Genomic DNA, 25,534 nt, shown 5'->3' on the forward strand with positions numbered 1-25,534 from the left:
CGATGCCCCCGCTGCGCGCGAGTGTCCTGCTTCTCTTCTTGCTCGTGCTCGCGATCGTGCTGACAGCCTGCTCAGCGCAGCCGCACAAGGGCTTCCGGCCCGAGTTCGTCGGCACGGGCGGCGCTGTCATCTACGTCTACCGACCGAAGGCCCCGCTCTCGCGCAGTCCCGCCGAGGTCTACCTCGACCAACGGCACGCCGGCACGCTCGGGCAGGGCATGTATCTCCCGCTCCATGTCACCCCCGGCGAGCACCACGTCCGCGCCGAAGCGCGCGCCAGCGCCGCGCGCCGCGTCGAGGTACGCCCAGGCGAGAGCGCATACCTCCGTCTCACTGTTCGCCGCATGGGGCGCAGTGTGGTCCTGGAGGAAACCGATCCCGACGCCGCCCTCGACCGGCTCGCGCACGCTTCGCTCGCTCAGCCCTGAACACGCAGCCTGTGCTCCGCGAGACGGTCGTAGATCATCCTGCACCGCTCGTACACCCCGGCCAGCCGCGCCGGCACAGGCTCCTCCTTCGCCCGGTACGGCTCGAAGCCCGTCGAGCGGTAGACGCTCGCGTACCAGTGCGGCCCCCATACGCCGTCCGTCTCGCGCGGGCCCGCATGCCACCGCAACATCGCCGCGTCAAACGGGATGCCGACTCGCTCGCAGAGGAGCGCGAGCATTGCCGCGGGGTCCGCCAGCACGTCCCGCGAGTCGATCACAGGCGGCGTCTGCCCGGTGCGATCCCGCTCCGACTCGAACAACTCCCACTGCTGCGGCAGTCCCAGTTCGTCCGGCGTCGGGTCGGCAACGACCTTCACGAAACTCGTGATCACCTCGACCGGGTCTCGGATGAGAAAGCAGTTCGTCAGCCCGCGCACCCACGCGCGCTCCATCCCCGGCAGCAGATGGTGGGCCATGTGCTTCTGGTAGAACACACGCCTGCCTTCCGGCGCGGGACCGGTCAGAGACGCGACGACCTTCCTCCAGTCCGTCTCGTGCCGCGCGATGACCTCGTCGCGTCCGGGGTGGTTTGCGCCCGTCGCTTCCAGGTAGTGCGCATAGAGCGGCTCGTCGACGACGGCGGTGTCCGCGCGGCTGCCGAACGACCGCATGAGCGCCGTGGAGATATTCCGCGGCCCGGACCACATCGCGATGCGCACAGGCTCCGTCATGGCAGGCAGTGTACGGTCTTCATCACGCCACAGCCGCGCCCGCGTAGCCGAGCCGCGAGAGCGTCCCGCCGGCGATCGCCTCGAAGATCGTCTCATCGCGCACGGTGAACCACGACCGCCAGTCGCCGATCGATGCGCTCCTCGCCAGCGAGCCGGGATCGACCTGCCCGCGCACCCGCTTCGTCACACGCTCGAACCGCTGCCGTTCGACGGCTCGCCGCGCGTTCGACAACGGATCGGCAACGCCCAGCAGCGCGAACACGGTCGTGATCCCGGGCACGGCATCCTCGAGCAGCGTCTCGTACCGAAGGCGAACGAGCCGATCGCCGAAGAACGCTCGTGCCCGCTCGCCGCCCTCGACCGATCGCACCCAGCGCCGAGCGAAGAACTCGACGGCTTCGTCCGTGAAGAGCCGGAACCCGGACCCGTCGTCCGCCCTCGCCCCCTCTGCGAGCCGACGCCGCGTCGCCTCCGACGGCCCAGGTCCGCCCCACAGCTCGACGCTCTTTCGCTGCATCACCCGCTTGAACGCGGAGGAGACCGCCGTGTCGCGCCCGTCGCGCACCACGTCGACGAACACCGCGTCCGGGAAGGCGGCGTGCAGCCGATCAGCGCACACGCATGAGTGGTACGGCGTCCGATCCCCGAGCACGCGCACGCCGGCCCCCGGCGCGAACACGCGCCGATAGAGCCGCTCGGCGCGCTCCCGCGCGTCCGCGCCCGTGATCGACGCCGGATCAAGCCCGCCGAACAGCATGGCGCTTGTCGCGCATCCATGCACCCACCCGATTGCGCTCGCCTCGTCCACGCACCGGTCGATGCCCGTGTCTTCACGGAAGAACGCGCACTCGCCACGGACCATTACCTCGGGGTGCTCGTCGAGCATTTGCCCCACCCACGTCGTGCCCGAGCGGTTCGCGCCTGAGACGAACAGCCACTGCTCGGTGCGATCATGCGACCGTTCCTGCATGGCGTGTGTATCGGCCAACCTTCCCGGGACGATCAAGCGGTTACGGCGTGCCCGCCGGCTCGCCCGCCCTTTCCGGCTCGCCGGGCGCGGGTGTCTCTTCGTCGATGCCCGCCAGCACCGGCCGGTCGAGCGAGCCGGCCGACGGGCGCACCGCGATCGGCCGCAGCGGCAGGTCCACGGGCTCGAACTCGGGCACTTTCACCCTGGCAAGCAGCGGGACGGTGCAGACCCGGGCCGCGAACGACAGGCCGAAGATCAGGAAGTACACCCACGGCTCGGCGTGGAAGAGCGTCAGCACCGCAGCGCCAACCAGCGAGCCCCCGACGATCGCCAGCGCGTTGGCGAAGTTGAACAGCGTGAGCACGCTCGTCCGCTCACTCGCGGGGATGGTCTCGAACAGCAGCAGGAACGTCGCCATCTCGTAGCACGCCCACATCGCGCCGGCCAGCACCTGCGTCGCGATCAGGTACCAGTAGTTGTCCGACACGATCCACAGCGCCGAGAGCGGCAGGATCCCAAGCCCGCCGATCCACAGCACCGCCCGCGGCCCGAGCGCGTGCGCCAGCCGCCCGATGTGCGGCAGGCAGATCGACCGCGCCACGAACGACACGCTCACCAGCAGCATGAACTGCGCGTAGCTGAACTCCAGCCGCGCCAGCATGTACGGCGTGAAATACGGTCCGCTGATCTGCACGGCGACCTGCATCGCCAGCATGTACGAAAGCAGCCTCGCGTCGTGCCCGTGCCGCCAGCGCGACGCCATCTCCCGCCAACCCACGTGCCTGAAGTCCGGCGGGATCGGCGTCGGTTCGCTCTGCCCGGCGATGCACCGGCTCGCCGCGAACCGCGCCGCCGCCGCCGCCAGGAACAACGCCGCGTACGCGTGCACCGCGTTCGACGACCCCTTCACCGCGTGCAGCACCACACCGCCCACCACCAGCCCCCCCAGCGTCCCGAACTGCGCCACTCGCGAACGGTTCGCGAAGTACCGCGCCCGGATCCGCCGCGGCACCAGCGTCGTTACCCACGTGTTCCATGCCGGACCTTGCCCGTAGTTCACCGCCCAGTACACCGCCACCACCAGAAAGAGAAGCCACGCCGGCATCGTCCCCACCACCGCTCCGGCCGCCAGCGGCAGGAAACTCAGCGACTGCACCGTCGCGCAGATCACCACCCACCGTCGGAGCGACCCCAGCCGAGCCACGGCCCACGGCGAGACCAGTTGCAGGAACGCTCCCGTCACCAATGGCACCGAGGCCACCAGCCCCGCCAGCACCTCCCCCAGCCCGATCGCCAGCGCGAACGCGGCGAAGTACGTCTCGCCCGTGCCCACCATGTACGAGTACAGCACGCCGTCGGCCGTCATCAGCCGAAGGTCACGACGGACGGACGCCGGCGTGCTGCGTGGAATGAGACGACGAAGCATGGCGAACGGGCCCGGGCGGTGCGAGGGGTGGGAGGATAGGCGCGGCGTCCAAGCACTCTGTATGAGTTACACCAAGTGAGCGGTGGCGGTCTCCGCCCCACGGCTCGCGATCTCGCGCGTGATCGCAACCACGAACTCCGTCAACCCCATCGCCCCGAGATCCTGCTGCACTCCCCGCGCACGCACCGACACCGTCCCCGCCTCCTCGTCGCGCGGCCCGACCACCAGCAGATACGGCACCTTCTCCTCCGCCGCGTGACGGATCTTCGCCTGCAACCGCTCGTTCGCCAGGTCCGCCGTCGCTCGCACCCGCGCCCCGACCAGCGCAGCCAGCACGCGCTTGGCATACACTTCCGTCTTCTCGCTCACCGGCAGCACGCGCACCTGCTCCGGCGAGAGCCACGCCGGGAACGCGCCCGCGAAGTGCTCGATCAGGAACCCCACGAACCGTTCCATGCTCCCGAACGGCGCGCGGTGGATCATCACAGGCCGGTGCGGCTTGTTGTCGGCCCCGATGTACGACAGGTCGAACCGTTCGGGCAGGTTGTAGTCCACCTGCACCGTCCCCAGCTGCCACTCGCGGCCGATCACGTCCTTCACCACGAAGTCGATCTTCGGCCCGTAGAACGCCGCCTCACCGGGCTCCTCCGTGAACGGCACGCCGAGCGTCAGCGCCGCCTCGCGGCACGACGCCTCCGCCCGGTCCCAGTTCTCAGGTTTGCCGACGTACTTCGCCGAGTCCGGGTCGCGCAAGCCCACCCGCACCCGGTACTCCTTCATCCCCAGCGTCGCAAAGATCACCTTCACCAGTTCCAGGCACCCGAGCACCTCCCGGCCCACCTGCTCCGGCGTACAGAAAAGGTGCGCATCGTCCTGAGTGAAGCACCGCACCCGCAGCATCCCGCTCAACTCGCCCGACTGCTCCCAGCGGTAGACCGTCCCGAACTCCGCCAGCCGAACCGGCATGTCGCGGTACGAGTGCGGCTCGCTCGCAAAGATCTTGATGTGGTGCGGGCAGTTCATCGGTTTGAGCAGGTAGCCCTCGATCTCACCCTTGGACAACCTGTTCGCGTACTCCGCGCACGAACACCCCTCCGCCGCCAGCGCGGCCAGCGACTCACGCTCCACCACCGGCGGGAACTGGCTCTCCGCGTAGTACGGGAAGTGCCCGCTGGTGCGGTAGAGATCCAGCTTCCCCACATGCGGCGAGAACACCTCGAAATAGCCCTGCTTGCGCAGCTCCTCCCCGATGAACGACTGCAACTCCTTGCGCACGATCGAGCCACGCGGCGTCCACAGCACCAGACCCTGCCCCACCATCTCGTCGATGTGGAACAGCCGCAGCTGCTTCCCGATCACGCGGTGGTCGCGCTTCTTCGCCTCTTCCAGCCGCGTCAGATGCTCGTCGAGGTCCTTCTTCGAGAAGAACGCCGTGCCATAGACGCGGGTCAGCCGGTCCGAGTTCTCGTCGCCGTGCCAGTACGAAGACGCCAGCGACATCACCTTGAAAGCGCCGATCCGCCCCGTGCTCGGCAGGTGCGGCCCGCGACACAAGTCCTCCCAGTTCCGGCCTGGCTCCCCCGTCGCATACCACGACAGATGGACTCCTCCTCCCGGTGGGGCGTGCGTCTCGCCTCCCTTCTCCCCCCCCCTCAGCGCCCTCTCCGCGTTGTCAACCTTGTACTTGCTCCCCTCGGCACGCAGCTTCGCCAGCCCCTCCTCCGCGGGCAGTTCGTAGCGAGTGAACCGCCGATCCTCCTTCACGATCTTCGCCATTTCCGCCTCGACTGCCTCGAAGTCCCCCTCCTTCAACGGCCGGTCGTCCGGGAAGCGGATGTCGTAATAGAACCCGGTCTCCAGGGGAGGCCCATAGACCAGTTGCGCGCCCGGCACGATCCGCTGGATCGCCTCGGCCATCACGTGCGCCGCCGAGTGACGCAGCAGGTAGAGCGCATCCGGGTCCGGCCGGCCGTCCCGTGTCTTCTCGGTCACGATCGCCACTCGACAGTCGCGGTCGATCACCGCAGACAGGTCGCGCAGCTCGCCGTCGATCTTCGCCCCCACCGCCGCCTGCGCCAGCCGCGGACCGATCGACTCGGCCACCTGCCGCGCCGTCACCGCCCCGGCGAACTCCTTCACCGATCCGTCAGGCAGCGTCACGCGGATCATCTTCGCAGCAACTTGACTCATCGTTCCTCTCCGTCTTCGGTCGTCCCCGGGGACGACAGCCTACGCCCCCGACCCAGAAGCCCAAAAGCAAAGACCCCGGCTCGCGGGCCGGGGCGGGTACGGTCGGTCCAACTGGCGAACCGCCACTACGCCCCGCCCGGTTCGGCGGTCGTCGTCGAGGTGGTGGCGGCGGCACGGCTTGCGTTCACAGCCTCACACTCTACGCCGGATGACCCCACCATCCCGATCCACCCCAGACCCTCGCTACGAACAACCTGCCGCAAAATCCTCTCTTGACAGATATATCGGCAACCGATATATTGGTTCGAGCGTACATCACCCCGGAGACCGACATGCCACGCCGAGCCGACCCGGACCCCAACGAACTCGTCGTCCTCGCCGTCCTCGCCGACGAGCCTCTCTACGGCTACGCGATCGCGCGCCGCGTCGAGGTCCGGTCCAACGACCGTGTCCGCCTTACCCCCGGCATCCTCTACCCCCTCCTCAAACGCCTCGAAAGCGACGGCCTCCTCACGGCCACCTGGGAAACCGTCCGCAGCGACCGCTCCGCCGAAAACGCCGAGGGCCGCCGGCGAAAGTGGTACCGCATCTCTCCCAAGGGACGCCGCCGTCTCGCCCAGCGCATCGACGCCCACCGCGAGTACCTGCGCGCCATCGAAGCCTTCCTGCCACCCGGAGCAACCGGCACGGAGGCCACGGCATGACCACCGACACCGCCCCGCGCGCCGCCCCCCCCGCCGCCCCGCGCACGTCGGACGCGATCGACGCCTGGCTCGACCGGCTCGTACGCCTCGTGCGCTTCCGCCCGCGCCAGGCTCGTGAGATGCGAGAGGAACTCGACGGCCACCTCCGCGATCGCGTCCGCGACCTCATGCTCGCAGGCCACGACGAACCCGAAGCCGTCCACCGTGCCATCGCCGAACTCGGCGACCTCGCCCTCCTCGCCAGAAGGTACCGCGAAGCACAGTCACCCCGTATCAGGAGACTCGCCATGCACACCGCGTTCATCGCTCTCGCCGGCGCCGGCCTCGCCCTCGGCACGTTCAACCTCTCGCACCAGCCCGAGCCTCATCCGGAAGAGTCGGCGCGAATCATGCTCGAACGGCTCATGCTCAAGCCCTACGTCGACGAAACCCGGGGAACGATCTCGTTCAAGGCCGAGTTCGACACCGAGGGCGGCTACGTCCCGCTCGGCATCGACGCGACCTTCCGCCTGGCGCCGGAACCTGACGACAACAGCGCACGCGTCGCCGCCGACACGCCCGATCTCACGCTCGCCGACTTTCTCACGCTCCTCGCTTCCGAGTCGGGCGCGCGGCTGTACGTCTACTGGGCTGACGTCGCGCAAGCCTTGCTTTCGCCCGACTCCGAAGTCCCCCCGCTCCCGCTCGAAGGACAGAGCATCGCCCGCGCCCTCACGATGGCCAACGACATCCTCGGCCGCACCGGCCAGGACCGCATCGACTTCCGCATCGACAACGGCCTGATGGAGTTCGCCCGCGGAGAGTTCTTCGACCGTCGCGAGCGTCGCCTGGCAACCTATGACGTTGCCGCCATCCTCAACGCCGGTGACCCCCTCGAAACCAGCGCGGAGTCCGAGACGCTCATCAACCTCATCACCACGATCGCCGAGCCGGACGCCTGGCAGCAGAACGGCGGCGACCTCGCCTCCATCTACGCCGCCGGACGCAAGCTCTTCGTCAACGCCCCGCCGCGCGTCCACGAGCGCGTCGCCTGGGTTCTCGAAGAACTCCGCTCACAAGACCGGCGCATCGGCAAGACTATCGCACCGGGAACTTCCGACATCCTCATCCCACCCCTGCTCATGCACTTGGAAGGTGAGATTCGACAGGCCACCGGCCCGTGGGTCTTCCCGCTCGCTCACACTCCCGCCCACGACGCCGCGCGCGTCGTCGAGTCCGTCGTCGGCCGCATCGGTGGTCGGGCCGCCGCGGACCCACGCACAAACTCGGTTCTCGTCGCGGGCAACCGCACGATCCACGACCTTGCCGCGACCATCCTGGCCGCGATGGACACATCCAAGCCGTAATCCCCCGTCCGCGACACCGGAACCGGCACGAGGCCCCGCCGCTTTGACGGATCGCCCACGATCCGTCAAGATGTCGGGGCCTCGCCGGCCACCGGCCCCACCCCTCGCGGACGGCCCATGATCTGCCCCTTCTGCAACGCCACCGACGACAAGGTCATCGACTCGCGAGCAAGCGAGGGCGGCCGCGTCATCCGACGACGCCGGCAGTGCCTCAAGTGCGGGCGGCGGTTCACCACCTACGAACGCGCAGAGCAGACCAACCGCCTCACCGTCGTCAAGCGCGACGGCTCCCGCGTCCCCTTCGACCCGGAGCGCGTCCTCGCGGGCATCGTGGCCGCCTGCGGCAAACGCCCGGTCCCCGACGCCGTCAAACGCCGCATCGTCGAGGAAGTCGAGGAGGAACTCACCCGCGACTTCGACCGCGAGGTAGCGAGCAGCGTGGTCGGCGAGCGCGTGATGGCCCGCCTGCGCGAGATCGATCCGGTGGCCTACATCCGCTTCGCCTCGGAGCACCTGCGGATTGAGACCATCCAGGAACTCAAGGCCGAACTCGACGACCTCGCCACCCGTCCGCGTTCTTCGCCCGACCAGCAGCCGCTGTTCGACGCCTGACGAAGCAGGACGATGAAGCGAAGCCGATCCGAACTCCTGCCTCCCCGTTGCACCCTCCGCGCCCCCTGCATGAGAACGACGTCGTGCGGCGCCGACTCACTCACCGAGCGTGACCGTCGTCTCGACATCCTTCGTGCGCTCGCCCGTGTAGCGCAGGCGGACCGCCTCGCCCGGCTTTCCCTCGACATAGAAGCGGTGGATCACGCTGCCGCGGCCGGGCACGCCCGAGGTCAGCTGCATGCGGCCAGGCTCGAAGAGCACGGGGTCGACGCGCGTGTCGCGCCAGGAGTTCATCGAGCCTGACGCCGCGACTCGCCCCCCACCGAGCGGCTCGCAGGTGAGCAGGTCGTTCGTGCCGATGCGCCGCTGCGCCTGCACGGCGGTGCGCGTCGGGATGAGCCGGTCGTTGCGGACCTGCACCGTCACGGTCCACAGCCCGTCGCCGGCGCGCGCCGTCTCCACGCGCTCGAAGGCGAGCAGCGGCATCTGGTCGGCGTGGAACATGGTGAAGGCGAAGTTGCGGTGGCACTCCTCCTCGAGCATGAAGGTCGGCGTGCTGCGACTGGACCACTTGTTCATCCCGCCGACGAGCACCGTGCCGTACTGCGGGTGCTCGAATTCGGTGTATTCCTTGAAGGCGAGGCCGAACTGCAAGCGGTCGCGGAAGAGCCACATGCGCTGGTCGTCCGGCTCGCTCACGTCGCGTTGGAAGTAGCGGGCGTTGGTCCACAGCTCGTTGGTGAAGGAGATGATGCCGAGGCCCTCGGCGAGCCAGTTCACGAACCCGCCGTGCACGGTGTAGAGGTCGCGCCAGATGATCATCGAGCGGTAGTAGGGCAGCATGTCCTCGCCGACACGGGCGATCTCGTCGTAGACGCGGGCGTCGGCACGCGGGTAGAAGCCGTCGCGGAACTGCGCGCCCGGGCCGCGCAGGATCATGCCGCCGGCGTTGTGGTAGCTCTGGCCCGCGGCGATGTTCGTGTGGGCCATGATGAACGCGCCGACGGCGCGGGTTTCGGGGTTGCTGAAGGGGAACTCGCCCGCGCCGCCCTGGGCGTACTCCGGCTTCCAGCCGCTGGGCCAGTTGCGGTTCATGTCGTCGCCGCCGGGGCCGTCCTCGTTGATGCGCCCGTCGCCGTCGTTGTCGATCCCTTCGGAACCGAGCGGCGTCCACTCGCCGCGCTTGTCGTCGGGGACGCGCCGGAAGACGCGCGGGTCGTGGCGATCGCGCTCCCAGCGGCCGTCGGGGTCGCGGATCCACATCTGCGTGATGGAGCCGTCGCCGTCGAGGTCGTCGGGCGGATCCTCGTCGAAGAGGCCGTCGCGGTCGTCGTCCACGGGCCGCTGGTTCGAGCGGCTCGAGTGCGGCGTGTTCGCCTCCTCGAACCAGTACTCGCGGCCGTCCGGGTTCACGCTGACCATGAAGTAGAACGAGCAGCGGTCGAGCAGGTCCGTCAGGCTCGGCACCTGGCCGTACGCCTTGGTGAGATACCAGAGCGAGTAGAGCACGGCCTCGGCGGACTGCACCTCGTTGCCGTGGACGTTGCCGTCGATCCACATCGCGGGCTTGGAGGTGTGCGGGCCGGTCTTCGGTGAGTTCACGATCGCGACCCACAGGGCGCGCCCCTGCAGCGAACGCCCGATCTCGCGCAGCTCGACGAGGTCGGGATAGGCGGCGGCGATGCGCTTCAGGTGCGCTTCGATCTCGGCGTAGGTGTAGTAACGGTTGAAGGCGATCTCGACCTTTCCGTCGATGTGCGGCTGAGCGGAGGCCGGGACGGCCGCGACCGTACCGAGCGTCATGGCGGCAAGGATGGCGCTGGCAGTTCTCACCGCTGGTCCTCCGTGAGATGGATCGTGAGCGTGCGGTCGCCGAGGGCGGCGGAACGAACGTCGAGCGTGATGACAGAACCGTCCGGGACGGTGACGGTCCACTCGGCATAGGCGAAGCCGCCGGAACCATCGAGGTTCTCCCAGCGGGCGACCCGCTGGCCCGAGACGACAGCATCCCGCTCGACACGCAGATCGAGGACGACGGGCGGCAGGCGGCGCGCCTTGCGCGCGATCGCCGATGCGGTCGGGAAGTATCCAGCGTTCGTGCCGCGCACCGTGATGCGCCACAGGCCGGTCGAGAGCCGCTCGACGGAGTGGACTTCGATGGTCAGGTCGGGCAACTTGCCGAGCAGCGCGGCGGCGAAGGCGGTCTGCTCGTCGGCGAGGCGCGTCCACTCGCTCTCGGGCGGGTTCACGCGGAAGCCCGGGACGAAGCCGCCGATCTCGACCGGGCCGAGTTGAGGATGATCGAAGGGCTGCCAGTCGATGAAGCCCTCGCGGTTGCGCTGCTCGTCGGAATACTTGAGCCACTTGGCGTCGTCGGAGTCGCGGGCACGGGAGGACGCGCCGGACGCGCTTGGTGAACCCTGCCCGGGGCGAGCACCCGGCTGTCGGCCGCCGGTGCGCGTGGGCGCGGCGGGCTGCACCTCCTGGCCCTGCGCCACGGCCATGACCTTGGCACGCAACTCCTCCGGCAACGCCATGATGGCCATCATGCGCTCGCGCTGCTCCTCGGGTGGGCGGTCCTGCGCCGAGGCCATCATCTCGGCACGCTCGGCAGGCGTGGCGATCATGAAGTCGATCACGAACTGCGGCGCGCCGGCGGCCTGAAACTCACGCCGGATCGCGTCCGCGGGACTCTCCTCGGGCGCGTCGTCAACCGCGGGCTTCTCGGCCTCGTCCTTCGCGTCCGCTGGCTTGTCGGTCTCTTTCGGCTTCACAAGATCGGGGCGAACCCACACCGGCGTCGTGAAGGCATACACGCCGAAGTGGGCGTAGGCCCACTGGTGGAACGAGCCGGCGGTATCCGGCCCCTTGGGCGCGCCGGTCATCCCCGTCGTGTCCTTGAAAATACGGGCAACCTCCTCGTAGTAGGGCTTGTCGTCGGATTCGATACCGAGCGGCTCGCGCCCATCTGGGGCGTTGCGGCCAGCCTCGGGGATATTGAGCAGGTTGTCATGCGGGCCGAAGACGAGCACGCAGACGATGTTGTCGCGGGTGAGCATCCAGCGCACGAGCGCGAGGCTCTCCGGCTCGGAGAGCGAATAGAGCCCCGCTCCGTCGGTGTGCTCGGGCCAGAGGGCTGGGAAGTTCATGTTCAGGTCCACGCCCCCGCCCGCGCTCCCGTGCGCGCCATCCTCGTTGAAACGTCCGTCGCCGTCGGCGTCACGTCCTTCGATCAGAACGGCGTGCGTCGGCGCCTCGCCCTTCGCAGCCTCGGGCTTGCGCATGATGCGTGGATCGTCGGGGTCCGCGACGAGGTCGGCGCGCAGGCCTGTCGCCGGGGCCGGATGCTTGATCCGCATCATGGTGATGAGGCCGTCGCCGTTCAGATCGTTTGCCGGGTCTTCATTGACGCGCCCGTCGCGGTCGGCGTCGTACTCGACGACGGTGCGGCCGAAGTCGGACTTCGGTGTGCCCTCGCGCGCGAAGAAAGCGGCGTTGTCGGGGTTCAAGTCCGGGATGATGTAGACCGTGCGCTCACGCAACAGGTCGGCGTGCTTCGTCACGAGACGATCGACGAGCGAACGCGCGACGCGCGGACCGATCTCGTGACGACCGTCCAAGCCAGCGACAACGAGCAGCGCGGGACGCTGATCGGGCGTGCGGCCCAGCGAGTCCGGCTCGGGGTGCCCGAGCCGAAGCAACTGCAGCGCGCGGCCGGACCGGCTCTTGCCGATGGACGTGACCTCGACCAACCGCTCTGTGGAGTCCTGCGCCGAGGCACCGGCAAGAAGACCGAAGACAACGGCAGACGCGACGAGCACGGACCTACGCATATCGCCTCCCTGGGCGGTGTCGAGCGGAGACAGAGGCGGAGAAGATAGCAGGAAGGGATGCGCGTGCCGTCGCGTCCTGTGTGTGAAGGTGGGATAGATGGTGGAAAGCGGCTGCGTGGCAAGTCGAGATTGGCCAGTTTTAGCCGTTCTGCCCCACCTAAACCCCTGATATTGGATATTAGTGTCGGCTAATATACGAGTATACTGCGAACAAACTGCCGAATGCGGTTGACAGGAGAGCCGTGCTTCGACGATTATGGGGGGTCGGCCGGGGCTTCGTGGGGAGCGTGGGACCGGCTGCAAAAGCGCAGGGAGGTGGTCATGGATAAGACCCAGAGCGGATCGGGCATCTTCCGGCTGAACGATGGGGACGTCGCGCAGTTCCGGGCCGACACGGACCAGCGGGGAGACTGGTACGTCTGGCGCCGGATGAGCGCAAACGGCTGGGCGACGCTGAGGCGCTGCGATAGCCGCGAAGAGGCCATCGAGTTGGCCCAGTCCCTGAACGAGGATCCCGACGCCGTCCTTGCGTAACGGGGCTGCGGCCCCCTTCTCGCACCAGCCCCCACCCGCCACCCTCGGCACCCGACGGAGGTTTGTCGGTACAAACATGCGCTCAGGCTGTCCCCCGGTTTCCGGCGGACCGGCCGGCCATGAAGGAGCCGACGCGATGAACCACAACAGAGATATCCGGCGCCTCACGCGGGGAACGGCCGTCTTGACCTGTGCGTCGCTGCTGGCGGTCTCGATCGGCGCGTGCGAGTCCAGCCCGCCGCGCCGCGAGACCGGCGACTCGGGGGGGCGGATCAACCCCTACGCGACCACACCGGCGGATCGTTCATCGAGCGCGGCAAACGCGGCTTCGCTCTGGGAGTTCTCCGACCAGGTGGCGGACGCGCTCGCCGCCCGCATCGCGCAGATCCCGGAAATCCGCGATGCTCCGTACAAGGTCGTGATCGAACTGGGCGACATCGAGAACATGACCAACACGCCCCGGCAGGACTTCGAGCTGATCCAGCGGCGGTTGCGCGGGCGCCTGCTCACCAGCGATACGGTGACCGCCAAGGCCCGCTTCGTCGAGGGTGCACGCACGATGGATCGTGAGAAGGACCGCGTGCAGGCCGGCGGCGGTGCGGGGGGAATGACCGACCGCTACGACGAGCGGTTGACCTACGTGCTGCGCGGGTCGTTCTACGAGTCCACGCGCGGCGGCGGGCAGGTGAGCCGGTACTACTTCGAGTTCAACCTCGTCAACCTCCAGTCGCGCGACATCGTCTTCAACGAGTCGTTCGACCTCGCCCAGCAGCGCTGAGCGTGCGACGAGGCGCACCATGCCCGCCCGCCTGCTGAGCCTGTGCATCGCGGCCGCGTGCGTGATGAGCGCGTGCACGGCTTCCGGACCGTCGAAGCAGACAACTCGTCTGCGGCACAGCGACCTCGCGCTTGCGGGCGCAGAGATGCGCGAGCAACTCGCCACGGCGACGTTTCTGGAGGGGCGCACGCCGGAGTCGCCGCCGATACGGATCGTGATCCGGCGGCTCGAGAACCTGTCGAGCGACCGCGTGCCCATCGCCGAGCAGTGGGCGATGGTGTCGGGGCTGATCGCGGATCGGGGTGTGCAGCAGGCGGCGCGGGAGCGCGGGGTCGTGTTTCAACTGCCGCCGGAGAAGGCCTCGCTGCTCCGCGAAACGGGGGTTGAGTACCCGGACCTGCTGCCGGAGCACTATCCCACACACGTGCTGCGGGCGTCGATCCGATCGCTGGTGCGCGGCGGGGCCGTGCGCGGTTCGGGGCCGGCGGACGTGCGCAAGGACGTGTACCTGATCTCGTATGAAGTCGAAGAGATCGACTCACGCGAAGTCGTGTGGCAGGCGGACGTGGAGTTCGCACGCGAGGCGAAGGGACTGCTCGTGGATTGAGGGAAGTGACGAAGCAAGTGATGCTACACCTTGGAAGTCAACTCCAATCCCTTCGCGCCTTTCGCGGACTTCGCGTTCCGATCCTGATTGAACGTGGCATCATGCACTTTCGAACGGTACAGATTGCAGCACTGGCGGTCGCATGCATCGCGTCGGGGTGTGCCTCGTACCGCCCTGACGCCTCGGTGATGAACGAGGTGTCGCGGGGGCAGTACGGCGATGCGCGAGGTCGCATCGCGGCAACCCTGCCGTCGAGCCGGTCCGACCCCGTCTACCTGCTTGCTCGCACGAAGGCAGGGATCGTCGCGCTGGCGGACGGGCTGCCAGAGGCCGCGGAGCCGCACCTGGCCGAGGTCTACGACCTGCTGCGGACGCAGGGGTTGAACGCCGACAAGACCGTGCCGTCGGTGGTGGTGCACGAGGGCGTACGCATCTGGAAGGGCGAGCCGTTCGAGCAGGCGATGGGATACGCCTACGTCGCGGTGCATGACATGGTGATGGCGGACTGGGGGAACGCGCGTGCTGCGGCGGGAGATTCGATCTTTCTGCTGCGCGATTTCGGACGTGCGGGCGACGGTCGTTCGCTGACCTCGATCGAACTTGCGAAGCGCGCCGCGGAGCGCGACCGCGACGGCGGCGACTACCTCTCGACCGGATACACCGCTGTCGAGTCCGATTTCGCGCTCGGCTACCTGCTCGCGGGCGTGGCGAACCGGATGCTCGACCGGCCCGAAGAGGCCGCGGAGCACTTCGCCAAGGCCGCGGCGATCGCGCCGCACCTGGTGTCGCTCGCGTCCACGCTCGAGCACGGCGACTACGACATGCTGCTCATCGTTGACACTGGCTTCGGGCCGGAGAAGATCGCCACGGGGCAGGACGGTGTCGTCGCGGCGTTTGTGCCGCGCGAGCGCGGCCCCGCGAGCGGGCTGGTCGTGCAGCAGCGCGGGCGTGCGTACACCGAGCTGCCTCCCGCGTGCGACCTCAACGAGATGGCGATGGACCACCGCTGGAACAACCTTGAGGACGTGCGGCGCGTGAAGAGTCTGCTCGGGTCTGGGATGATGGTTGCCGGGGCGGCGGTTGCGATCGGCTCGAACGACACGGAGGCTCAACTCGCCGGCCTTGGGATACTGCTCGCGGGTATGGCGGTGCGCGCCGGCTCGAAGGCGGACACGCGGCACAACGAACTGCTCCCGCGGTTCGTGTATATCGTGCCGATCCGTGCGAGCGACGGCCCGGTGACGCTGCAGGTGGCCGGCAAGCCCGGGACGCGACTCTCGCTTGCCGGCCTGCCGTCGCCGGGAAGCGGCGAGACAACGACGGTGCGATACGTGCGCCTGCTGACGGACCCTGACGGCACCGGGTTCGCGCCCGCGTGGGCAGCGTCAGGGCGCATCCTGTATGCGAATGACGAGACGGGCGCGCTCGACGCGCCGACGCTGCCGTACATCCTCGGCGGGCGGTGCGTGCGCACGCCGACGCCGGACCTGCTCGTCGAGTATCAGCGGGCGGGTTTGCCGGATGACGTCTCGTTCGGGCAACTCCTCGAACTCTACAGGCTCGAAGGGCTGGAGCCGCTGCCCGGCCCGGAGCGCAGGCGGGCACGTGGGCACGTGCTCGAAGGTGGGAGGACGGTCTTCACGCCACAGGCGGGATCGGCGGCGTTCGCGCGGCTGTTCGGGCAGGAGCACCCGGCGTACGCTCCGCGCTCGCGCGAGGTGCGCGAGTTGGTGGCCCGCATCGGCGCCGGTGGGAAGCATGAGGAATAAGAGGGCATCAACCCGCGCTTCGGGACGCGGTATCAGTCGACGCACAGACGCAAGGAGACGACCATGGCACCTCGCACACGCACGAACGCGCTCACGGCGACGATAGCGCTCGGTTGCCTGCTCGGCGCGGCCGCGTGCCAGAGCAGCGCGCCGCCCTACCGCGGCCGGGTGGACCCGATCCCGCTGTCCGACTACCCGCAGATCGTGGTGACACGACCGCTGAACGACCTGCTCGGCTTCTCGCAGCCGAACGTGACGCCCGCGACCGAGACCGAGCCGATGCGTGTGGTCGCGCCGGTGCGGTCGATGCAGGACGGATACACGCGCGTGCAGTACCAGTTCGAGTTCTTCGACGAGCGCGGGCGCCCGCTGTCGCAGTCAGGATGGAAGTACAAGTCGATCACGCCGCGGCAGCAGGTGTTCCTGGATGGGCGTTCGCTGAGCACGCAGGCGAAGGACTGGCGGCTGTCGATCCGGCAAGCGGGGTGAGGCGGCCTACTCCACGTCGCGACCTCGCGCACCGCCGACGGTATGCAGCCCGTAAACCCCGATTGTGTGGCGGGTGCCCGGATACTCGCCTTCACCATCGCGCAGCGGCATGACCAGTCCCGGCTCCGTCGTTCCGCGCGCACTGCCATCGACGAAACCCATATTCAACGGACGGCCTGCATATCGCTCCGGAAAGTACGGCGTGACAGGCTCTCTTTCCACCAGAACCGCCTTCTTCGACGGATACGCCACTTCGTGCCCACGCACGGCCCGCCACTGCGACGGTCCCTGCCGAGTCTCCCACGACCAGTACGCGGGGTCGGCGATCAGCGAGCACGAATAGAAATACGACATGCTCCATCCGGCCCCGGGCCTCATGACCGAACGATGCATGATCTTCTCGTCATAGTACAAGTCCGCGAGAACGGCCTGCCAGAGATGATGGGCCTCAAAGTACCTCATCCGGAACTCGTGGCCCTGAATAACTAGGGTGGTGAACTCCGAACTCGGGTCCATGAACGCCGGGAACGTGTCGTTCCAGTCCGTTCGGTACATGTCAATGATCGTTGCGTGTGACCGCAGATTCGACAGCGACACCGAATCGCGACCACTGTCGCGAACCGACGAGAGCATCGGCAACGCCAGCGCGACAAGGATCGCGACGATGAGCGCCGCAACTAGGACCTCAGCGAGCGTGAACCCCCGCCTCACTCCGTTGCCAGGGACGAAGATCGGCTGGGCGTCGCCTTTGACGTGCTTCCAAACCATAACCATGCTCCCGCGGAGAGGGCAGACAGAAGGCCCGCGTTCCGGATCAGGACAGACCATGCTTCCGCACGCGTGGCCTCATAACGAAGAATCGTTCCGAAGCACGCGCAGGCTGGCGGACCGTGGGCGGCCAACTCGTAGGCGAACACGGCGCTGAAGACCGTGATCAGAACGATCCAGGATATGAGCGAGATCGCTCGCCACGTTCCCGAGAACCACAAGGCGGCCGTACCCACCTCAAAGACCGGAACGAGGAGCGCAACCGGAGCAACCAGAGCGCTCGGAACCGCATCCCAGCCATCAAGATCGCGGGCGAAACTGGTCAGATCGGCAAGCTTCAGCACGCCCGCGGCTGCCAACAGCGCCATTGGCAGTCCCACCAGCGAGTGACCGATGATCCGGCTGCGGTTCGTCATGGTATGAACCAGGTGGTCAGGGATTGCCGGGAGGTCCACCAGGAACGGGGGAACAGTTCGCACCCGATGGAACCTCGTCGCGGACAGGATCACCGACTATCCATGCAGAATACTGGTCGGGATAACAGTCGATCCCGTCCTGAACGCCGTGGTAGTAATCACATGTCACATTGAAAACGGTGTAGCTCTGCTTGCCGGGCTGCTCCTTGACGTCCACCTGTCTTGCATCGGGGTTGCGTATTGAAAGTATGCACCTTCCCGGCGGAAGCGTGGGAGGCCTGATCTCGCACGCTCCGTACACGGGTCCCGGAACGTAGCAGCCGATGCCTGCTGCTGAGGCGACGATCACGAACGGTGCGCTGACAGCCGCGAGACGCCAGACGATCGACGAAATCCTTCGTGTAATTGGCTTGATCTCCACCAAAACAGTGATGCCATCACAACAGTCATGCGCCGGCTCGATACCGACACCAGACGAGCAGAACGATCATGCCCGAAAACAGACTCAGCATCACCCACCCGGTCGTTCGAAGCCAGGCTCGGTCCTCAAGGCCACTTCGGCTGCCGATGGACCATGTGCGCTCGCTCCCGTCCGGCATGACGTGAATACCTTGACGCACCTCGGGGCGATAGTCGGCGAGCGACGTGATCCGAAGCACACCTCGCAACGCATCCGCGCCGTCGCGCTCCGGGACGCGAGTGAGTTCATCGAGGCGTTCGCGTGTCACCGATTCCACGGAAAGCACTCGCCACTTCGCGGTCACCACGCCTTCGGCGTCTAGAATATCTACGTTGTGCGCGATCCATGTTCCTGCAACGTCGCTATACCGCCAGTTGGCGAATCTCGCACTACCATACCGTTTCGCAGTTGGCGAAATCTGAAGCGTCTCAAGAGACTCAGGCAGCGCTCGCCCCGAGCCGGCGTCGGTCTCTCCCACATACCTCCAAACCATTCTTCTTTCGCCTACCCGTGCGGTCGTCTCTGCCTCCCACCGGCCACTCGATTGTTGTGATGCGCCCGAGGGTGTGCGCTGCACCACGCTGCCCGCACCCAGGCCCACCCCGCCGAAGAACAGGTACTTACGAGCACGATCCGAGGCGCCCGCGATCGACGCCTCCTCGCCCAGCTCGGTGACAGAAGACGGTGTAACGACCGATACTCGGTGCTGGCCTCCCACTTCCTGCAGCGTCCAGGCAAGCCTCCCCGAAAAACCATGATCACTGAACGGCTGTGACGGCGTCGAGGGACGATCCATGGCCCATCGGTGCCTGTCTTTGCCAAGCCAGAGCCGCCATAGGACGACGTCGTCCTGCCCGGATTCGACGAGCGCCCGTCTCTCTCGGAGCATGTCGGCGTTGCTCTCGAAGCCCTCGGGTGGGCCAGCAGCGAGCGCCTCCTCCCACTGCTCAAGGCTCCGGCGCACAACCGCGGCGGGCATCCGCGACTCATAGGTCACAAGTATCGGGCTTGCGGGGCTCCACTCCGAAGCCTCACGCCACGACTGTTTCCACCACCGCAGCGTACCGACTTCACTCTGGCCCGCGACATACTCGGCCGCGCACGCCAAGCAAATGAAGACAAGGCCTGACCGAATGTGCGGATGCGCCATCAAAGCGCCTTCGAGCCTTCGAGCCTTCGAGCCATATCGGGCAGCGTACCACGCCACTTACTGGCTTGTCAAGCCGCACGTTCCGTCGTCCGTCATGATTGCAGTCTGTAAGCATCTTCGGCTTTCGATGGCGCGCACGAGCGCGGTCGCGGAGTTTTCGCCCTATCTGTGCCGCAAGTTCTCGTACTCCGCCTCGAGCAGTTCGAGTGCGGCGACGGCGTCCTCGACGGGGACGGGCGAGGGTCCACCGCGCGCGACCGCGTCCACCATCGCCCTGGCCTGCACTTCGTAGCCGCTGAGCGGGCCGACGTCCGGGGCGTGCGACTCCGTGCCGCGGTGCAGCAGAAACTGCGGCGTGCGGGCGAGGTCGAAGTCGGCCGTCGCTCGCTCGAAACAGATGACGTAACGAACGCGGAAGCCGAAGCCGGGCTGGTGCCCCCAGCCGCCCTCGGCGACGACCTGCGGCACGTGGTCGTAGCGGTAGATCGTCGTCAGGTGGTTGGTCGAACCCGCGCAGACGACCTCTCGCGGCGGGCCGAAGCACCAGCGGATGAAGTCCGCATCGTGCATGTGCAGGTCGATGATCGCGCCGCCGCTGCGCGAGTCGTCGGCGTAGAAGTCGGTCCACTCGGGGCGCGAGCCGAGGCGGTGGAAGGTCGCGCTGGTCACGCCGCCGAACTCGCCCGAGTCGATCGCCCGTTTGAGCCATGCCCACGCGGGCCAGAAGCGCATGCACATCGCTGGCGTGCAGAGCGTGCGGGCCTTCGACGCGGCCTCGGCCACGCGGCGCGCGTCCGCCGAGCGCACTGCCAGCGGCTTCTCGACGAGCGCATGCTTTCCTGCCGCGATCGCCGCGAGAGCGAGCGCAACGTGCGTGTCCGTCGGCGTGCAGATGCTGACGAGATCGACGCCGGGGTCGGCGAGCAGATCCTCGGCTCGCTCATAGGCCCGCACTTTGCCCGGATCGAAGAGACGCTCGCCCGTGCCGCCGGTGTCGATGTTGCCGGCAACGGCGACCTCCCCTGCTCGCCGGCGCGGATCAGAGTCGGCGACGGCGACGACGCGGCAGGCGTGCCCGGCCCCGTTCGCGGAGCGGTACGCGGCCAAGTGCGTCCGCCCCATGAATCCCAAACCGATGACCCCCACACGGACGGGCGGCACTTCGGACATGGATCAGCCCCCCACCGCCCCAGTATTGACGGGCACGCCCGGACCGCGCGCCGCGCTCGCGCTGCGCTCGTCGGCGAGCGAGCCGTCGTTCTCGCTCGGCCGCCAGAGGACGAATCCCTCGATGGCCTGGTACTCGGGCAGGCCGAGGCGGTCGTACAGTTGCGCGGTGGCTCGGTTGCGGTCCTCCGCCCGCTGCCAGAACTCGCGCGGATCGTTCGGTCCCGGAAACAGCGCCTTGTCCTTCTGCGACTGGTGCTTGAAGATGGCCATCCGCTTACGGTCCACCTCGCTCGGCGAGAGTGGCACGGCCATCTCGATCTCGTGCGGCTCCCACTCCTGCCACGCGCCGCGGTACAGCCAGACTTCGCAGTCGCGCATCCAGTCGCGCGATGCGAGGCGGTGCAGCGCGGTCGTGATCGCCGCGAGACAGACGCGGTGCGTGCCGTGCGGGTCGGAGAGGTCGCCCGCGGCGTAGACCTGGTGGGGCCGGACCCGTTCGAGCAGGTCCGACACGATGCGCACGTCGTCTTCTCCGAGCGGACGCTTCTTGACCCGTCCGGTCTCGTAGAACGGCATGTCGAGGAAGTGGATGCGGTCCGTTCGCACGCCGGAGGAACGAGCGGCGGCGCGGGCCTCGCACCGGCGGATCAGTCCCTTGATGCGCTGGAGTTCGGGCGTGTCGATCGCACCGGGCGACTTGCCGCGGATGAATCGTCGGACGCTCTCGGCCAGCGTCCGTGTCGCGCCGACCGCGTGGTCGAGGCCGAACTCGCTCGAAAACTCGGCGGCGAACTCGGCGAACTTCTCGGCCTCGTCGTCGAAGACGGCGATGTTGCCCGAGGTCTGGTACGCGACGTGAACCTCGTGCCCCTGGTCGCAGAGTCGAATCAACGTGCCGCCCATCGAGATCACGTCGTCGTCCGGGTGAGGGCTGAAGACGACGACGCGCTTCGGGAAGACGTCCGGAGGGTTCGCGTTGTCGATGCCGACACCGGGGACGAAGCGCGGGCGGCCGGGCTTCCCGCCGGGCCAGCCGGTGATTGTTTTCTGGAGGCTCTTGAAGACCTCGATGTTGATCTCGTACGCGCTGCCGCGGGCGGAGAGGATTTCCTGCAGGCCGTGCTCGTTGTAGTCCTCCTCGACGAGCTTGAGGATGGGCTTTTGCAGCTGCAGGGCGAGCCACGCGACGGCGCGGCGCGTCAGGCGGTTGTCCCACGTCAGGCCGAAGCGCGCGACGGGACCGAGCAGCCACGGTGTCTTGAAGCGCGTGAGCTCCGACGCGGCCGCAGAGTCTAGGACGAACTTCGCGTCCGGGTGCCGCTGGAGGAAACTGGCGGCGACCGCGGGCGTGATCTCGCCCTCGACGGCGCGGCGGACAATCGCCGCCTTGTGCTCGCCGAAGGCCATGAGCACGACGCGGCGCGCGTCGAGGATCGTACCCACGCCCATCGTGACGGCCTTGCGCGGAACGTTCCACTCGCCGAAGAAGTCGCTCGCCGCGTCCATCCGCGTGACCTTGTCGAGCGTGATGAGGCGGGTGCGGCTGTCGCGGGGCGAGCCTGGCTCGTTGAACCCGATGTGCCCCGTGCGGCCGATGCCGAGAATCTGCAGGTCGATGCCCCCGGCGTCACGGATGGCTCGCTCGTAGGCGGCACAGTGTTCGTGCACGCGCTCGATGGGAACCGTACCGTCCGGGACGTGCGCGCACGCCGGGTCGACGTCCACGTGGTCGAAGAGATGCTCGCGCATGAACCGCCGGTAACTCTGCAGGCTCTCCGGCGGCATGGGCCAGTATTCGTCCAGGTTGAACGTGGTGACGTTCGAGAAACTCAGGCCCTCCTCGCGGTACATGCGCACAAGCTCGTCGTAGACGCCGACCGGCGTCGCGCCCGTTGCCAGCCCGAGCACGGCGCGTCTACCCTCTTCCGCCCGCTCGCGGATGAGAGCAGCGATCTCGGCCGCAACGGCACGGGCGGCGGCAGCACTCGACTGGTGCACGGCGACGGGAATGTGCTCGCATTCGGGCGCGCGGGGCGTACTCGGTTCGGTCATCTCGTTCTCAATCTCCGCAAGTGGGCGTGGGCGATTCGCATGGCGGGTCTAGCCTACCGGCTCGCGGGAGTACGCAGGGCGATTGCACCTTCGACCAGATCGTGCGACCTCTTCTCAACGAACGCATCCGATTGTACGCCAACGACTTACGGATAGTCCCAGGTCGTTCGCCGTCTCCTCGTACAAGATGGTGGCCGCTTTCTCTCACGAGAAACACTTGAAGCGCACTCAAGGGGCGGGTAGGGTGCGAGAAGTCCGGGTGGCCGGGAGGGCCGTGAGCGGGTTTCGGCGGGTCATCTCACTCAGAGTTCGCACACTCAATATGTTCGCTCGCGGAGGCGTCCGTGCGCGCGCGGATCGGATCGACATTGATTGATCGTCTGCCTTGACATCCCGGGAGGGGTGTTCGTCGCACGCCCGCCGGGTCGCGCTGCTCGTCGCACGCGTCAAGGCGGCAGTGCGTTCGTCGCTCTCTGGCACAGAGCAGAAGAGGAAGGAAGGGGAACCCGATGAGGCTTTCACACCGTGGATTGCGGCGTACGTTCGCCGCCGTCGTGCTGCTCGCTATTGGTGGGGCCGCCACCGCGACGCTTGGCCAGGTCGCCGTGCCGACCCATCAGGCCGGTCCGCCGCCGCGTGAGGCTGTCCAGCCGCCGCCCATGCCGACCCGGAGCGGGTACGTGCCGTTCGAGCAGTACGAGGACGGCTCGTTCCGCGAGGAATCGGTGGGCGTGCGCCCGATCTTCGGGCCTCCCGGGGGCATCGGTCTGCCGGACGGGCAGCGCGGATGGCGTGAGGAGGAGATGCCGAAGCGCCGGCTGCGGCCGAACGTCGGCGAACTCTTCATCCCGAGCGGGTTCAACGACGGGCAAGCGCACGATGATACGGGTGAGTGGTCGCGCGCGCAGCCGCTCATGCAGAACTTCGAAGGCCCCGGCCCGAACGGGCTGACGCCCCCCGACCCCGACCTCGCCACGGGGTACGACTACGTGGTCACCGTCACGAACGATGACTTCGCCGTCTACGACAGGGCCGGCGAACTGATCTTCTACCGCGACATTCACGACTTCCTCGGCGTATCCGAGAACTACCTCCTCTTCGACCCGAAGGTGATCTTCGACCCGTGGAACGGGCGGTGGGTCATGCTCTACCACAAGCGTCGCACCGCCACACAGGAAGCCTCGCTCGCCGTCATCGTCAGCTCGAACAGCATCCCCTGGGGCGCGCCGGGCGCGGGCGGCTGGTGGTGGTACGACATCAACTCGGTGCAGGACGCCGGAACGAACGACGCGTCCTGGCCCGACTATTTCGACCTCGGGTACAGCAACACCGCCATCGCCATGGCGGGCAACATGTTCCGCTTCTCGGGCGGCTTCCGCTGGGCAAGGATGCGCTTCCTCAACAAGACCGAGCTCTACAACGCTCAGACCGTTTTCCCCGTCAGTTTCTCCAACCTCACCAACGCAGACGGCAGCACGACAGAGACCCCCCGCACAGCCAAGATGCAGTGGTCGTGGTCCGAGAGCGGGCAGAACGTGGACGCCCTGCTCTGCAACGCCCGCTGGGGCGGCGGCAACCGCGTGACCATCTGGAAACTCAAGGGCGCGTTCAACACCAACACGCTCACGCGCGTGGACACCGTCGTCTCCGACTACGCCGTGCCGCCGAACGCCGCCCAGCCGAGCGGGCAGACCCTCGACACGATCGACACCCGCCTGATGACGGCGGTGGTCACCGGCGACACGCTCGGCAGCAACGGCATCGAGCTCTTCACCGGCCATTCGATCGCCTGGGAAAGCGGCGCGACCTCACGCTGCCGGCTCTACAAGTTCGACGCCGTCGGGCACGGGCTGGAGTTCGAGTCGAACTTCGGCTCCACCGGCCAGTTCTACTGGATGCCCTGCGTCGCGGGCGACTACTCCGGCAGCGCGTACTGGGTTTTCTCTCGCTCCAGCGGCAGCATCAACGCGGAAATCCGCTACGTCGACTACAACAAGGGCGTGTTCAGCAGCGCATCGTCGCTGATGAAGGCCGGCACGGGCAGTTACGGCGGCTTCCGCTGGGGAGACTACTTCGGCGGCCAGATGGACTGGGGCGACTACAGCGCGAACATCTCCATCCCCGGGCGGCCTGCCAAGGCCTGGCTCTACGCCGAGTACGCCAAGCCCGGAGACTGGGGAACCCACGTCGGCGCAACCAGCGTCTGGACGCAGGGCAACCTCGCGTCTGTCACGCCGTCAACCACCTACGTCATCACCGGCCCGGTCGGCGGCCCGTTCTCGCCCTCCAGCCGCGTCTACACGCTCACCAACAACGGACAGGTCGGCCTGGTCTACGAAGTGGTGTCGCTCCCCTCGTGGCTCAATACCTCGAGTGCGAAGGGCCAGTTGTTCCCCGGCTCGGCCAACGTCACGCTCTCCGTGAACTCGAACGCCAACTCCCTCGGCAAGGGAACGTACAACGCCAACGTCGTCTTCCGCGACACGTTCAACAACGGCAACTCCTTCAACCGTGCCGTGCAGCTGATCGTGCAGGCGCCGGACCTGCGCGTCGCCTCCTTCGACGCCCCCAGCGGGACGTTCTACCCCGGCCAGACCATCAACGTGACCGGCAGCTACGTCAACGATGGCGACTTCGCAACCGGGAACTACTCGGCGACGTTCTACGCCTCCACCAACACCATCATCTCGCCCGCGGATACGCCGATCGGTACCCGCAACTACAACAGCCTCCCGCCGGGAGGAACGCAGAACTTCTCCCACATCCTCACGCTCCCCTGCCTGACGCCGCAGCCCTACTACATCGGCGTCATCGTCACCGTGACGAACGACGCGAACAACGGCAACAACACCGGTGTTGACCTGACGCCCATCGACTACCGCCTCTGCCCAGCCGACTTCAACCAGGACTGCACCGTCAACTCGCTCGACTTCATCGCCTTCCTGAACGCCTACACCGCAGGGAACAAGAGCGCAGACTGGAACGGCGACACCGTCGTCAACTCCCTCGACTTCATCGCGTTCCTGAACGACTACAACTCCGCCTGCCCGTAACACGCACCGGGTCGTGCAGGCTGTACAGGGCCGTCGCGCCGTTCACAC

Annotated in this window: 20 protein-coding genes; 9 read left to right on the forward strand and 11 right to left on the reverse strand. The window is 67.5% G+C overall.

The features are described from left to right. Positions 1–2 precede the first annotated feature (2 nt). Positions 3–428 carry a hypothetical protein gene (locus FBT69_05805; GenBank protein ID MDL1904318.1) on the forward strand — a complete coding sequence of 142 codons (426 nt, stop codon included), beginning with the start codon at positions 3–5 and terminating at the stop codon, positions 426–428. On the opposite strand, the gene FBT69_05810 is transcribed toward FBT69_05805, so the two are convergent. From FBT69_05810 to thrS, 4 genes are all read right to left on the reverse strand, one after another. Then, positions 419–1,159, reverse strand: a complete 741-nt coding sequence (locus FBT69_05810; protein MDL1904319.1) for a sulfotransferase — start codon at positions 1,157–1,159, stop codon at positions 419–421. The genes FBT69_05805 and FBT69_05810 overlap by 10 nt on opposite strands. Before the next feature lie 22 nt (positions 1,160–1,181). Next, positions 1,182–2,129: a sulfotransferase gene (locus FBT69_05815; GenBank protein ID MDL1904320.1), complete on the reverse strand. Its 948-nt coding sequence runs from the start codon at positions 2,127–2,129 to the stop codon at positions 1,182–1,184. A gap of 40 nt (positions 2,130–2,169) precedes the next feature. Then, positions 2,170–3,555, reverse strand: coding sequence for an MFS transporter (locus FBT69_05820; protein ID MDL1904321.1), 1,386 nt, complete (start codon positions 3,553–3,555; stop codon positions 2,170–2,172). Positions 3,556–3,621: 66 nt separating this feature from the next. Beyond that, positions 3,622–5,724, reverse strand: coding sequence for a threonine--tRNA ligase (gene thrS / locus FBT69_05825; GenBank protein MDL1904322.1), 2,103 nt, complete (start codon positions 5,722–5,724; stop codon positions 3,622–3,624). 353 nt (positions 5,725–6,077) lie between these two features. On the opposite strand from thrS, the gene FBT69_05830 reads away from it, so the two are divergent. The 3 genes from FBT69_05830 (at position 6,078) to nrdR (ending at position 8,407) form a co-directional block, all read left to right on the forward strand. Then, positions 6,078–6,449, forward strand: coding sequence for a PadR family transcriptional regulator (locus tag FBT69_05830; GenBank protein ID MDL1904323.1), 372 nt, complete (start codon positions 6,078–6,080; stop codon positions 6,447–6,449). Further along, positions 6,446–7,795 (forward strand): hypothetical protein, encoded by a 1,350-nt coding sequence (locus FBT69_05835; GenBank protein ID MDL1904324.1) that lies wholly within the window; start codon positions 6,446–6,448, stop codon positions 7,793–7,795. The genes FBT69_05830 and FBT69_05835 overlap by 4 nt, the downstream gene beginning before the upstream one ends. A gap of 117 nt (positions 7,796–7,912) precedes the next feature. Continuing rightward, positions 7,913–8,407, forward strand: a complete 495-nt coding sequence (gene nrdR / locus FBT69_05840) for a transcriptional repressor NrdR (GenBank protein ID MDL1904325.1) — start codon at positions 7,913–7,915, stop codon at positions 8,405–8,407. Between the two features lie 96 nt (positions 8,408–8,503). On the opposite strand, the gene FBT69_05845 is transcribed toward nrdR, so the two are convergent. Both FBT69_05845 and FBT69_05850 read right to left on the reverse strand, forming a co-directional pair. Then, the gene (locus FBT69_05845) at positions 8,504–10,240 is read right to left on the reverse strand and encodes a peptidase M14 (GenBank protein ID MDL1904326.1); all 1,737 of its coding nucleotides are present in this window, start codon (positions 10,238–10,240) and stop codon (positions 8,504–8,506) included. After that, the gene (locus FBT69_05850; protein MDL1904327.1) at positions 10,237–12,852 is read right to left on the reverse strand and encodes a hypothetical protein; all 2,616 of its coding nucleotides are present in this window, start codon (positions 12,850–12,852) and stop codon (positions 10,237–10,239) included. Before FBT69_05850 ends, FBT69_05845 begins: the two co-directional genes overlap by 4 nt. Here FBT69_05850 and FBT69_05855 point away from each other — a divergent pair. The 4 genes from FBT69_05855 (at position 12,851) to FBT69_05870 (ending at position 16,417) form a co-directional block, all read left to right on the forward strand. Beyond that, a complete protein-coding gene (locus tag FBT69_05855; protein ID MDL1904328.1) occupies positions 12,851–13,552 on the forward strand; it encodes a hypothetical protein in 702 nt (233 codons plus the stop codon). The genes FBT69_05850 and FBT69_05855 overlap by 2 nt on opposite strands. A gap of 19 nt (positions 13,553–13,571) precedes the next feature. Next, positions 13,572–14,159 (forward strand): hypothetical protein, encoded by a 588-nt coding sequence (locus tag FBT69_05860; protein ID MDL1904329.1) that lies wholly within the window; start codon positions 13,572–13,574, stop codon positions 14,157–14,159. A gap of 101 nt (positions 14,160–14,260) precedes the next feature. After that, complete coding sequence (locus FBT69_05865; GenBank protein MDL1904330.1) at positions 14,261–15,928, forward strand: hypothetical protein; 1,668 nt, start codon at positions 14,261–14,263, stop codon at positions 15,926–15,928. A gap of 63 nt (positions 15,929–15,991) precedes the next feature. After that, positions 15,992–16,417 carry a DUF1425 domain-containing protein gene (locus tag FBT69_05870; protein ID MDL1904331.1) on the forward strand — a complete coding sequence of 142 codons (426 nt, stop codon included), beginning with the start codon at positions 15,992–15,994 and terminating at the stop codon, positions 16,415–16,417. A gap of 6 nt (positions 16,418–16,423) precedes the next feature. Here FBT69_05870 and FBT69_05875 read toward each other — a convergent pair whose 3' ends face one another. The 5 genes from FBT69_05875 to nagB all read right to left on the reverse strand — a co-directional run bounded on the left by FBT69_05875 (position 16,424) and on the right by nagB (position 22,433). Beyond that, complete coding sequence (locus tag FBT69_05875) at positions 16,424–17,245, reverse strand: type II secretion system protein (protein ID MDL1904332.1); 822 nt, start codon at positions 17,243–17,245, stop codon at positions 16,424–16,426. Then, positions 17,125–17,694: a hypothetical protein gene (locus FBT69_05880; protein MDL1904333.1), complete on the reverse strand. Its 570-nt coding sequence runs from the start codon at positions 17,692–17,694 to the stop codon at positions 17,125–17,127. The genes FBT69_05875 and FBT69_05880 overlap by 121 nt, the downstream gene beginning before the upstream one ends. 353 nt (positions 17,695–18,047) lie before the next feature. After that, positions 18,048–19,040, reverse strand: coding sequence for a hypothetical protein (locus tag FBT69_05885; protein ID MDL1904334.1), 993 nt, complete (start codon positions 19,038–19,040; stop codon positions 18,048–18,050). A 333-nt stretch (positions 19,041–19,373) separates the two neighbouring features. Continuing rightward, positions 19,374–20,381 (reverse strand): Gfo/Idh/MocA family oxidoreductase, encoded by a 1,008-nt coding sequence (locus tag FBT69_05890; GenBank protein MDL1904335.1) that lies wholly within the window; start codon positions 20,379–20,381, stop codon positions 19,374–19,376. Between the two features lie 3 nt (positions 20,382–20,384). Beyond that, positions 20,385–22,433 carry a glucosamine-6-phosphate deaminase gene (gene nagB, locus FBT69_05895; protein ID MDL1904336.1) on the reverse strand — a complete coding sequence of 683 codons (2,049 nt, stop codon included), beginning with the start codon at positions 22,431–22,433 and terminating at the stop codon, positions 20,385–20,387. A 509-nt stretch (positions 22,434–22,942) separates the two neighbouring features. Here nagB and FBT69_05900 point away from each other — a divergent pair. Then, positions 22,943–25,486: a hypothetical protein gene (locus tag FBT69_05900; protein MDL1904337.1), complete on the forward strand. Its 2,544-nt coding sequence runs from the start codon at positions 22,943–22,945 to the stop codon at positions 25,484–25,486. The last annotated feature ends 48 nt before the right edge of the window (positions 25,487–25,534 follow it).

Origin of the sequence: Synechococcales cyanobacterium CNB, assembly GCA_030263455.1 — a bacterium.
GTDB lineage: Bacteria > Planctomycetota > Phycisphaerae > Phycisphaerales > UBA1924 > CAADGN01.

Coding starts and splice junctions, on each gene's coding strand:
- FBT69_05805 (MDL1904318.1), top strand. CDS start 3: ATGCCCCCGCTGCGCGCGAGTGTCCTGCTTCTCTTCTTGCTCGTGCTC.
- FBT69_05810 (MDL1904319.1), bottom strand. CDS start 1,159: ATGACGGAGCCTGTGCGCATCGCGATGTGGTCCGGGCCGCGGAATATC.
- FBT69_05815 (MDL1904320.1), bottom strand. CDS start 2,129: ATGCAGGAACGGTCGCATGATCGCACCGAGCAGTGGCTGTTCGTCTCA.
- FBT69_05820 (MDL1904321.1), bottom strand. CDS start 3,555: ATGCTTCGTCGTCTCATTCCACGCAGCACGCCGGCGTCCGTCCGTCGT.
- thrS (MDL1904322.1), bottom strand. CDS start 5,724: ATGATCCGCGTGACGCTGCCTGACGGATCGGTGAAGGAGTTCGCCGGG.
- FBT69_05830 (MDL1904323.1), top strand. CDS start 6,078: ATGCCACGCCGAGCCGACCCGGACCCCAACGAACTCGTCGTCCTCGCC.
- FBT69_05835 (MDL1904324.1), top strand. CDS start 6,446: ATGACCACCGACACCGCCCCGCGCGCCGCCCCCCCCGCCGCCCCGCGC.
- nrdR (MDL1904325.1), top strand. CDS start 7,913: ATGATCTGCCCCTTCTGCAACGCCACCGACGACAAGGTCATCGACTCG.
- FBT69_05855 (MDL1904328.1), top strand. CDS start 12,851: ATGCGCTCAGGCTGTCCCCCGGTTTCCGGCGGACCGGCCGGCCATGAA.
- FBT69_05850 (MDL1904327.1), bottom strand. CDS start 12,852: ATGTTTGTACCGACAAACCTCCGTCGGGTGCCGAGGGTGGCGGGTGGG.
- FBT69_05860 (MDL1904329.1), top strand. CDS start 13,572: ATGCCCGCCCGCCTGCTGAGCCTGTGCATCGCGGCCGCGTGCGTGATG.
- FBT69_05865 (MDL1904330.1), top strand. CDS start 14,261: ATGCACTTTCGAACGGTACAGATTGCAGCACTGGCGGTCGCATGCATC.
- FBT69_05870 (MDL1904331.1), top strand. CDS start 15,992: ATGGCACCTCGCACACGCACGAACGCGCTCACGGCGACGATAGCGCTC.
- FBT69_05875 (MDL1904332.1), bottom strand. CDS start 17,245: ATGGTCTGTCCTGATCCGGAACGCGGGCCTTCTGTCTGCCCTCTCCGC.
- FBT69_05885 (MDL1904334.1), bottom strand. CDS start 19,040: ATGCCCGCCGCGGTTGTGCGCCGGAGCCTTGAGCAGTGGGAGGAGGCG.
- FBT69_05890 (MDL1904335.1), bottom strand. CDS start 20,381: ATGTCCGAAGTGCCGCCCGTCCGTGTGGGGGTCATCGGTTTGGGATTC.
- nagB (MDL1904336.1), bottom strand. CDS start 22,433: ATGACCGAACCGAGTACGCCCCGCGCGCCCGAATGCGAGCACATTCCC.
- FBT69_05900 (MDL1904337.1), top strand. CDS start 22,943: ATGAGGCTTTCACACCGTGGATTGCGGCGTACGTTCGCCGCCGTCGTG.